7 protein-coding genes are annotated in these 9,117 nt (G+C 72.3%); all 7 read left to right on the forward strand.

The genetic code is table 11. The features are described 5' to 3' along the window. The coding region (locus LLG88_08325) for a DUF2339 domain-containing protein (protein MCE5246908.1) at nt 1–2,503 on the forward strand (2,503 nt) is incomplete at its 5' end. Beyond that, nucleotides 2,500–4,311, forward strand: a complete 1,812-nt coding sequence (locus LLG88_08330) for a DUF3999 domain-containing protein (GenBank protein MCE5246909.1) — start codon at nt 2,500–2,502, stop codon at nt 4,309–4,311. The genes LLG88_08325 and LLG88_08330, both read left to right, overlap by 4 nt. 348 nt (nt 4,312–4,659) lie before the next feature. Next, on the forward strand, nt 4,660–4,923 hold the full coding sequence (locus tag LLG88_08335; GenBank protein ID MCE5246910.1) for a 4Fe-4S binding protein: 264 nt from the start codon (nt 4,660–4,662) through the stop codon (nt 4,921–4,923). 4 nt (nt 4,924–4,927) lie between these two features. Further along, nucleotides 4,928–6,064 (forward strand): 2-oxoacid:acceptor oxidoreductase subunit alpha, encoded by a 1,137-nt coding sequence (locus tag LLG88_08340; GenBank protein MCE5246911.1) that lies wholly within the window; start codon nt 4,928–4,930, stop codon nt 6,062–6,064. 12 nt (nt 6,065–6,076) lie between these two features. Beyond that, a complete protein-coding gene (locus LLG88_08345; protein MCE5246912.1) occupies nt 6,077–6,883 on the forward strand; it encodes a 2-oxoacid:ferredoxin oxidoreductase subunit beta in 807 nt (268 codons plus the stop codon). 19 nt (nt 6,884–6,902) lie between these two features. Next, nucleotides 6,903–7,457 carry a 2-oxoacid:acceptor oxidoreductase family protein gene (locus LLG88_08350; protein MCE5246913.1) on the forward strand — a complete coding sequence of 185 codons (555 nt, stop codon included), beginning with the start codon at nt 6,903–6,905 and terminating at the stop codon, nt 7,455–7,457. A gap of 148 nt (nt 7,458–7,605) precedes the next feature. Next, on the forward strand, nt 7,606–8,850 hold the full coding sequence (locus LLG88_08355) for an aminotransferase class I/II-fold pyridoxal phosphate-dependent enzyme (GenBank protein MCE5246914.1): 1,245 nt from the start codon (nt 7,606–7,608) through the stop codon (nt 8,848–8,850). Nucleotides 8,851–9,117 lie beyond the last annotated feature (267 nt).

Genomic DNA, 9,117 nt, shown 5'->3' on the forward strand with positions numbered 1-9,117 from the left:
GCCGCCGACCGCGAAGCCGGCGCCCGCGGCGCCGTGGCGCGACGCCGCCGCCGCGGCCGGAAGCGAGGCGCCGCGCGCGGGGGCGGGCGGAGCGGAAGCGCCCCGCGCCGCCGAACCGTTCGCCGGCCTCGCGCACGAGGCGTCGCGGGAGAAAGGGGAACGGCGCAACCTCGAGGAAACGCTCGCCTCGCGTCTGCCGGTCTGGATCGGCTCGGCGGCGCTCTTCCTCGCCGCCGCCTTCCTGCTCAAGTTCACCTTCGACCGCGGGCTCCTCGGTCCGACGGCGCGCGTCGTGATCGGCGTCCTCTTCGGCGTCGCGCTGCTCGTTCTCGGGCAGCGGCTCGTCCCGCGGTCGGCGCGCGTCGCGCAGGGGTTGACCGCCGCGGGGATCGCCTCGCTCTACGCCAGCTTCCTCGCCGGCACGTCGCTCTACCATCTCGTGCCGCGTCCGGCCGGCTTCGGCCTGATGGTCCTCACGACCGCGGCCGCGGTCCTGCTCTCGCTGCGCCAAGGCCCGTTCATCGCCGTCCTCGGCCTCGTCGGCGGCTTCCTCACGCCGGCGCTGATCGGCTCGACCGAGCACAACCCGGTCGGGCTCTTCGGCTATCTCGCATTGCTCGAAGTCGGCCTGCTGCTCGTCGCGCGCCGGCGCGCGCTCTGGCCGCTCGCCGCGCTGACCGGGCTCGGCGGATTTGCGTGGGCGGCGCTCTGGCTCGCGCTTCGCTTCGAGCCCGGAGACACGCTGCCGGTCGGCCTCTTCCTGCTTGCGTCGGCGGCGTTGTTCGTCGTCGCCGGCCGGCGGCTCGCCGCGGAGACCGCGGCGCCGTGGGGCGGGGAGGCGTTCGCGAACGCCTTGACGCTCGGCGCGGTCGGCGGCGCGGCCGCGCTGACGGCCTGTCTCGTCGGCGTCGGGGACTTCGGGACGCTGGAGTGGTGCTTCCTCGGTCTGCTCGCCGCGGGCTCGATCGTCCTCGCGCGCTTCGCGACGCGGCTCGAGCCGCTGCCCTGGATCGCCTGGGGCGCGGGGCTGCTGCTGCTCGCGCGCTGGGCGTCGGCCGCGCCGAACGCCGCCGCCCTGCCGGCGTCGTTCGGCTGGACGGCGCTGCTCTACGGCGGCCTGCTCGCCGTCGGCGGCTACGCCGCGCTGTGGGGCGCGGCGTCGCCGGTCCGCTTCGCCGCCTTCTCCGCCGCGTCGGCGTTCGGCTACTTCCTCTGCGCGTGGGCTTGCCTGCGCGCGACGCCGCCGGCGGGGGGCTGGGGCGTTTGGAGCCTCGGCCTCGCCGCGCTCTTCGTCGCCGCGGCGATTCCGGTCGCGCGGCGCCGCGCGCTCGGCGCGGATCTCGACGCGCCGCTGGCGGCGCTGGCCGCGGCGGCGACGATGTTCCTTTCCGCCGCCGCGCCGTTCGAGCTCGACCGCTTCACGCTGACCGTCGCGTGGGCGATCGAGGCGCCGCTGCTGATCCTCGTCGGACGACGGACGGGGGTGAAGGGGTTGCGCTGGCTCGCCGCGGCGCTCGGCGCCGCCGCGCTGGCGCGGCTGGTCCTCAACCCCTACCTCTACGAGTACCCGCTCGGCGACACGCCGGTCTTCAATTGGCTGCTCTACGGCATCGGCGCGCCGATCGCCGCCTTCGCGCTCGCCGGACGACTGCTGCGTCCGCTCGAAAATCCCTCGGGGGAGCGGATTCCGAACGCCGCGCCGCCGCGGCTCCACGAGCTGTTCGAACTGGCCGCGATCGGCTGCGGGATGTTGTTGATCGCGCTCGAGGCGCGGCACTACTTCCACGCCGCGCCCGGCGTCGAGGGCGGGTTCCGCCTCGCCGACGCCGGCTCGTTCCACGTCGCCGAGGCGGGGACGATCGTCTCGCTTTGGGCGCTGCTCGGCTGGGGTCTCGACGCGTGGGGCGAGCGGGCCGCGCGCCGCTCCCTCGCGCTCGGCGGCCGCGCCGCGTTGTGCGCCGCCCTCGGCTGCGGGCTGCCCGTCCTGGGGCTGATCCTCGACCCGCTCTTCGCGCCGCGTCCGGTCGGCGCGACGCCGATCTTCAACGGACTCCTCGTCGCCTACGGCGCGCCGGCGCTGATCGCCGCGCTTCTCGCGCGGCGCGCGCCGCGCGTCGGCTGGCCGCCGGCCGCGGCGCGCCTCTGCGCCGCGGGCTCGCTGGTCTACGCCTTCCTCTTCCTCTCGCTCGAAGTGCGGCAGCTCTTTCACGGCGACGTGCTCTTCGGCGGCGCGACGACGAACGCCGAGATGTACACCTACTCCGCCGCCTACGTGCTGTTCGGCACGCTGCTGCTCGCCGCGGCGATCGCCACGCGCGGGCTCGTGCTGCGCTGGGGAAGCCTCGCCGTGATGCTGCTCGCGGTGGGGAAGGTCTTCCTCTTCGATCTCGCCGAGCTCCAGGATCTCTACCGCGTCTTCTCGCTGTTCGGACTCGGCGCGAGCCTGCTGCTGCTCGCCTACCTCTATCAACGCTTCGTCTTCGGCCGGAAGGAAACACGATGAGACGCGCCGCGGCTCTCGTCTCTCTCGCCTGCGCCGCGGGCGGGGCGCTCGCGGCGGCGCCGGCGAACGCGCCGGCGAGCGTCGTCGCGTCGCCGGCGGCGGGATGCGTCCGCGCGGCGCTCGACGCGCGGACGCTGCTCCTCGGCGGCGCCGAAGGGCGCTTCGCGGTCCTCGACGGCGCGGGACGTTCCCTGCCGTACGCGCTGCAGCGGCCGCCGGCGGGATGGATCGCGGCGCAGGTCGTCGGCGTCGCCGAGGACGCGGCTTGGCGCCGCCTGACGCTCGACGTCGGAACGGCGCCCGCGCGGCACGCCCGCGCGTCGCTCGAGTTCGCGCAGCCGATGATCGCGGCCGGCTGCCGCGTCGAGGGCTCGGACGATCTCCGGACCTGGACGCCGCTCGGCGCGGGGGATCTCTTCCGTCTCGGCGACGGCGACGGCCTGAACAAGTCCACGCTGACCTACGCGCCGACGACGGCGCGCTATCTGCGGATCGCCCTGCCGCGCGTCGCGGGGTTCCCCGAACTGCGCGGCGCGGCGGTCGAGGCGATTCCGTTCGACGTCGCCGACCGTCCCGCCGCGCCGGTCGCCGCCGCCGCGCGCGCCGGCTTCGCCGACTCCGCCTATCTCGACCTCGGCGCGGGCGCCGCCGCGCCGGCGACGCTGGAGATCGAAGGGGCGCGCGGCGGACGGCTCTATCTCGTCGAAAGAGGGCGGTTCCGCCCGCTCGGCGACGTCGCCGGCGCTTCGGGCGCGGTCGGCGTGCCGGCCGGGGCGCGTCTTCTGCGCTTCGACGGACCGGACGCCGCGCGCGTCACGGGACGTCTGCGGTTCGAGCCGCGCTGGATCCTCTTCCAGGCCGCCGCCGCTTCGCGGCCGTACACGATCGTCCCCGCCGCCGTCGCCGCGTCGGAGGACGCGCCCGCGCTCGATCCCGCGACCTGCCGAGGGACGATCGCCGTGGCCGGCGCCGTCGCGCCCGGCGAAGTCCCGTGGCCGACGCCGCCTGCGTCGGCGACCGGCTTGGCCGCTTTCGCCAAGCCGCCGCGGCCGCGCGAGGCGTGGCCGATCGCGTCCGCCGCCCGGCCCGGCGAGGTCGCGCTTCTCCCGCTTCCCGCGGAACTGCTCGCGCCGCTCGGGCGGTCGCGGCGCGATCTGCTCGTCTTGGCCGGCGACCGGCTCGTTCCGGCCGAGCGGTCGGAGGCGGACGTGCCGAGCGCCGTGGGCGCGGCGGCGACGGTGAGCGCGGGGGGACGGGCGGAGATCTTGCGGCTCGGCGACGACCGCACCCTGATCGCGCAGCTCGAGCTGACCGCCCCGTCCGGCTCGTCGGGAACGGTCGAGGTGCGTTATCGCGACGAGGCCCGGCTCGGCGCGCCGACGGGGCGGAGTTTCGCTGGCGGGGCGTCCTGGCGCTGCGGCGCGTCCCCGTGCGCGGCGTTCGTCGATCTCGATCCGCCGCCGGGAACGGCGGCGATCGAGGTCGCGGCGCAGGGAGACGGCGCCCCGGTCCTGAGCGCGCGGCTCTGGCGGCGCGACGCCTCGCTGCTCTTCGTCTGGCCCGCGGAAGGGAACGTGCGTCTCGCCTCCGGGCTCGAGCGGCCGCCTTCCGGCGCGGCCGACTCTTCCGCAGTGAGGCGGGCGTTGGCGGGGCGGCCGACGGTCGCGGCGACGCTCGACTTGGCGCCGTCGAAGCGGGCCGCGGAGAGCGGCGCGCGCGTCGGCCGCTTGGCGCTCGTCGCCGCGCTCGCGCTCGCCGGAGCGGCGCTGCTCGTCGTTCTTCTCCGCGCGATGCGCAAGACGTCTTGACCGTTTCGTGAACGAACGCCTCGCCGACGCGCGGCGGTTACAAAGAAAGCGTTCTTGATAAATGGCGCAAATCGCCCCGACTGACGCGAAGCGGAGCCTTGTCGGGGATTAGGTCCGCGGCCCGGCCGACGGCCGCCCAGGCGGGACTTCGATCGTCGCCGGGTTGTTTTGCGCTGGTAAATCAGCGTCGCGGCGCTCTGTTGCCTTGGCCTTATCAAGAAGTTATCGTGGCCTCCGGAATCGCCGAGGAAGGGCGGCGGTTCCCTCGAACGCAACGGCAGGCCGCAGAGGGGTCGTCCCCGCGGCCCGGTCCGTTGCGTCCGCTATCTTCCCGTCTGGAACGGAAAAATGTCGGCATCCGATCGTTCTGTCCCCGGCGAGGGCGGGGCGTCCCCGGCGAAGTCGAAGAAGGCGCCTCCGGAGATCTTCGTCCGGGTTTCTTGGTGCAAGGGCTGCGGTCTCTGCGTGGACTACTGCCCGCGCGGCGTGATCAAGATGGAAAACGGCGTCCCCGCGGTCGTCGAGGCGGAGAAGTGCACGCGCTGCCTGCAGTGCGAGGCGATCTGCCCGGACTTCGCGATCGAGATCCGGGACGCCGAGAAGGGGGCCTGAGGCGATGGCCGCGAGCAACGTGAAAGTCATGTCGGGCAACGAGGCGGTCGCCTACGGGGCGATGGCCGCGGGCCTCGGTTTCTTCGCCGGCTACCCGATCACCCCGTCGTCGGAGATCGCCGAAGAGTTGTCGGCGCTCCTCCCGCAGTCCGGCGGCCGGTTCATTCAGATGGAGGACGAGATCTCCGCGATGGGCGCGGTGATCGGCGCCTCCCTCGCCGGCGCCAAGGCGCTCACCGCGACCTCCGGCCCCGGCTTCTCGCTCAAGCAGGAGAACATCGGCTTCGCCTGCATCGCCGAAGTGCCGTGCGTGATCGTGAACGTGATGCGCGGCGGCCCGAGCACCGGGATGCCGACGATGCCGGCGCAGGGGGACGTCATGCAGGCCCGCTGGGGCACGCACGGCGACCACCCGATCATCGTCCTCTCGCCGAACTCGGTGCGCGAGAGCTACGACATGACCGTGCGCGCCTTCAATCTCTCGGAGAAGCTGCGCATCCCGGTCATCCTGCTGATGGACGAGATCATCGCCCACGTCAACGAGAAGGTGACGCTGCCGGAGCGGGTCGAGGTCGTGGACCGCAAGAAGCCGGACGCCGCGCCGGGGACGTTCAAGCCGTACCAGCACACCGACGACATGGTGCCGCCGATGGCCGCCTACGGCGACGGCCACCGCTTCCACGTCACCGGCCTGCACCACGACGAGACCGGCTTCCCGACGAACAGCCCGAAGGAGATCGAGCGGCTCAACCTGCGGCTCAACGGCAAGCTGGTCCGCTACCGCGCCGAGATCGTGGAGGTCGTCCGCGAGCAGTGCGACGACGCCGAGATCGGCGTGCTCGCCTACGGCGCCACCGCCCGGGCCGCGGCCCACGCGGTGCGCGAGGCGCGCGCGAAGGGGATCAAGGTCGGGCTGCTGCGGCCGCGCACCCTCTGGCCGCTCGCCGACCGCGAGATTCGCGCCTTCGCCGAGCAGGTGAAGACGATCATCGTGCCGGAGATGAACTTCGGACAATACGCCCACGAGGTCGAGTGGGCGGCGGCCGGCGCCTGCGCCGTCGCGCCGCTGACCCGCGTGGACGGCCAGCCGATCAGCCCGGGCCAACTGCTCGAGGCGATCGAGCGCGCCGCGCGCGGCTGAGCGGGAGGGACGATGAACTACGAAAAGTACCTCCGGATGGACAAGTTCCCGATGATCTTCTGCCCCGGCTGCGGGGACGGGATCATCCTCAAGGCGATTCTCCGCGCGATCGACCGGCTCGGCCTCGACAAGGACAACGTGATGGTCGTGTCGGGGATCGGCTGCTCGTCCCGCAGCTCCGGCTACGTCGACTTCAACACGCTCCACACCACCCACGGCCGCGCCCTCACCTTCGCCACCGGGATCAAGATGGTCCGTCCCGACCTGAAGGTGATCGTCGTCACCGGCGACGGCGACGCCACCGCGATCGGCGGCAACCACTTCATCCACGCCGCGCGCCGCAACATCGACATCACCGTGCTGCTCTACAACAACTGGATCTACGGCATGACGGGCGGGCAGGTCTCGCCCGCCACGCCGACCGGCAAGAAGGCGGCGACCGCCCCCTTCGGCTCGATCGAGCCGAACTTCGACATCGTCCAGCTCGCGAAGGGCGCCGGCGCGTCGTTCGTCGCGCGGGAGACGATCGCGCGGCCGCTGGTCCTCGACAAGGTGATCGAGAAGGCGATCGGCAAGAAGGGCTTCTCGCTGGTCGAGGTGATGACCCCCTGCCCGACGACGTACGGCCGCCGCAACAAGGCCGGCGACGGCGTGCAGATGACCGAGTGGCTCAAGGCCCACACCGTCTCGATCCCCAAGTCGGAGGAGCTGACGCCGGAAGAGCGGCGCGAGGCGGTCGTCTGCGGCGTCTTCGTGGACGAGGACCGGGCCGAGTACACCGAGCAGTACGCGCAGCTCGTCGAGCGTGTGCGCAAGTGACGGGGGAGGGGAGCGAACGATGAGTTTCCGCTACGAACTGCGCCTCTCGGGAGAAGGCGGCCAGGGGCTCGTGCTGGCCGGCAAGATCCTCGCCGAGGCGGCCGCGATCTACGACGAAAAGAACGCCACGCAGAGCCAGTCGTACGGGCCGGAGGCCCGCGGCGGGGCGAGCAAGTCGGAGGTCATCATCTCCGACGGCGAGATCGACTACCCCAAGGCCGAGAACCTCGACCTGCTGCTGGCGCTGACCCAGGAGGCGTTCGACAAGTACCACGAGGACCTCAAGCCGGGCGGCTTCCTCGTGGTGGACGCCGAGGCGGTGACGCGCCTGCCCGAAGCCCACCAGTGGAAGGTCGTCCGCGTGCCGTTCGAGAAGCTGGCGCGCGAGAAGGCGGGCAAGGTGATCGTCGCCAACATCGTCGCGCTCGGCGTGATGGTCCGCCTGTCGAAGGTCGTCAGCGAGAGCGCGGCCGAACAGGCGATCCTCGCCCGCGTTCCCCGCGGCACCGAGGAGCTCAACAAGCGCGCCTACCAGATCGGGCTCGAGGCGGCCAGCGAGCTGCACCGGGCCTGACCCTCGAGGACGACGGAGAAGTCCGGCGGGAGGCGGCCTTCGGGCCGCCTCTTTCCGTCTCCGGCCGCCGGCGGGGCGCGCCGCGCGCCGCCGGCCAATTGGGGCGATAATCTCGGCGTCCCCCCGTGATCTCTTTTGGAGCCCCCCAATGAGCGACGAACACACGCCTAAGCCCCAGACGCAGGTCTTCACCAAGGGCTACAACCCGCAGTGGTCGGAAGGCGCCGCCTTCCCGCCGGTCTTCCGCACCTCGACGTTCATCTTCAAGACGGCCGAGGAAGGGAAGCGGGCGTTCGAGATCGCCTACGGCCTCAGCGCGGCCCGCGAGGGGGAAGTGCCGGCGCTGATCTACACCCGCGTCGCGAACCCGAACTGCGAGATGGTCGAGGACCGCGTCACGGCGTGGGACGGCTACGACGCCGCCGCGCTGTTCGCCTCCGGCATGGGCGCGATCTCCTCCACCGTCCTCACCTTCCTGCGTCCCGGCGACACGCTGATCTTCTCCGACCCGGTCTACGGCGGCACGGAGTTCCTGTTCCGCCACCTGCTGCCGATGTTCAACATCCGCACGATTCCGTTCCCCGCCGGCGCCTCGAAGGCGGAGATCGACGAGCTGGTGCGCCGCGACCCGACGGTGAAGGTGATCTACATCGAGTCGCCGGCCAACCCGACGATCCAGCTCACCGACATCGCCGCCGCGCGCGAAGTCGCCGACGCCCACTCGACGGCCGACCGGCCGATCCTCGTGATGGTCGACAACACCTTCATGGGGCCGATCTTCAGCCAGCCGAAGAAGTTCGGCGCCGACGTCGTCCTCTACTCGGCGACGAAGTTCATCGGCGGCCACTCGGACCTCGTCGCCGGCCTCGCGATGTCCTCCAAGGAACTGATCGGCAAGATCAAGGGGACGCGCACGATCCTCGGCTCGAACTCCGACCCCGACACGGCGTGGCTGATCCTGCGCAGCCTCGGCACGCTGCAGCTCCGGATGGAGAAGCAGCAGGAGAACGCGCTGAAGATGGTCGAGTTCCTGCGCTCCCACCCGAAGGTCGAGCGGGTCGCCTACCCCGGCCTTCCGGAGATGGGGAGCGAGCAGCAGGAGCTGCACGCCAAGCAGTGCAGCGGCACCGGCAGCCTGCTCTCGTTCTTCGTCAAGGGGGGCGAGGCCGAGGCGTTCCGCGCGCTCGACGCGCTGCGCGAGGCGCGCCTCGCCGTCAGCCTCGGCGGGATCGAGACGCTGATCGAGCATCCGTGGTCGATGACCCACGCCGACATGACCGCCGACGAGAAACTCCACAGCGGCATCACCGAGAACATGATCCGCCTCTCCGTCGGCCTCGAGGACGTGGACGACGTGATCGAGGACATCCGGCAGGCTCTCGACCGGATCTGACGTCTTTCGCGGGGGCGGGGCGAATCGCCCCGTCCCCGCCGTCTTGTCCGCAGGAAACCGTCCCATTCCCGTCCGCAGCGCCTATCTTCTCCTTTTGGGGGGAGAGGGCCGGCACGTGTCTTCGAACGCGCGGCGAATCGAAACCGTCCTCGCGGCCGCGGTCGCGGCGGTCGCCGCGCCGTGCGCCGTCGCGCGCGCGGCGGCGCCGACCGTCGTTCCGGTCGCCGCGGAGGCGGGGCGGGCGCCGATCGCGCAGGCCTGGTGGCT

It is taken from the genome of bacterium (assembly GCA_021372775.1).
In the GTDB taxonomy this organism is placed as follows: domain Bacteria; phylum Acidobacteriota; class Polarisedimenticolia; order J045; family J045; genus JAJFTU01.

Bases quoted from the DNA above. Each gene is read 5' to 3' on its own strand.
- LLG88_08340 (MCE5246911.1), top strand. From the start codon at position 4,928: ATGGCCGCGAGCAACGTGAAAGTCATGTCGGGCAACGAGGCGGTCGCC.
- LLG88_08355 (MCE5246914.1), top strand. From the start codon at position 7,606: ATGAGCGACGAACACACGCCTAAGCCCCAGACGCAGGTCTTCACCAAG.
- LLG88_08345 (MCE5246912.1), top strand. From the start codon at position 6,077: ATGAACTACGAAAAGTACCTCCGGATGGACAAGTTCCCGATGATCTTC.
- LLG88_08335 (MCE5246910.1), top strand. From the start codon at position 4,660: ATGTCGGCATCCGATCGTTCTGTCCCCGGCGAGGGCGGGGCGTCCCCG.
- LLG88_08330 (MCE5246909.1), top strand. From the start codon at position 2,500: ATGAGACGCGCCGCGGCTCTCGTCTCTCTCGCCTGCGCCGCGGGCGGG.
- LLG88_08350 (MCE5246913.1), top strand. From the start codon at position 6,903: ATGAGTTTCCGCTACGAACTGCGCCTCTCGGGAGAAGGCGGCCAGGGG.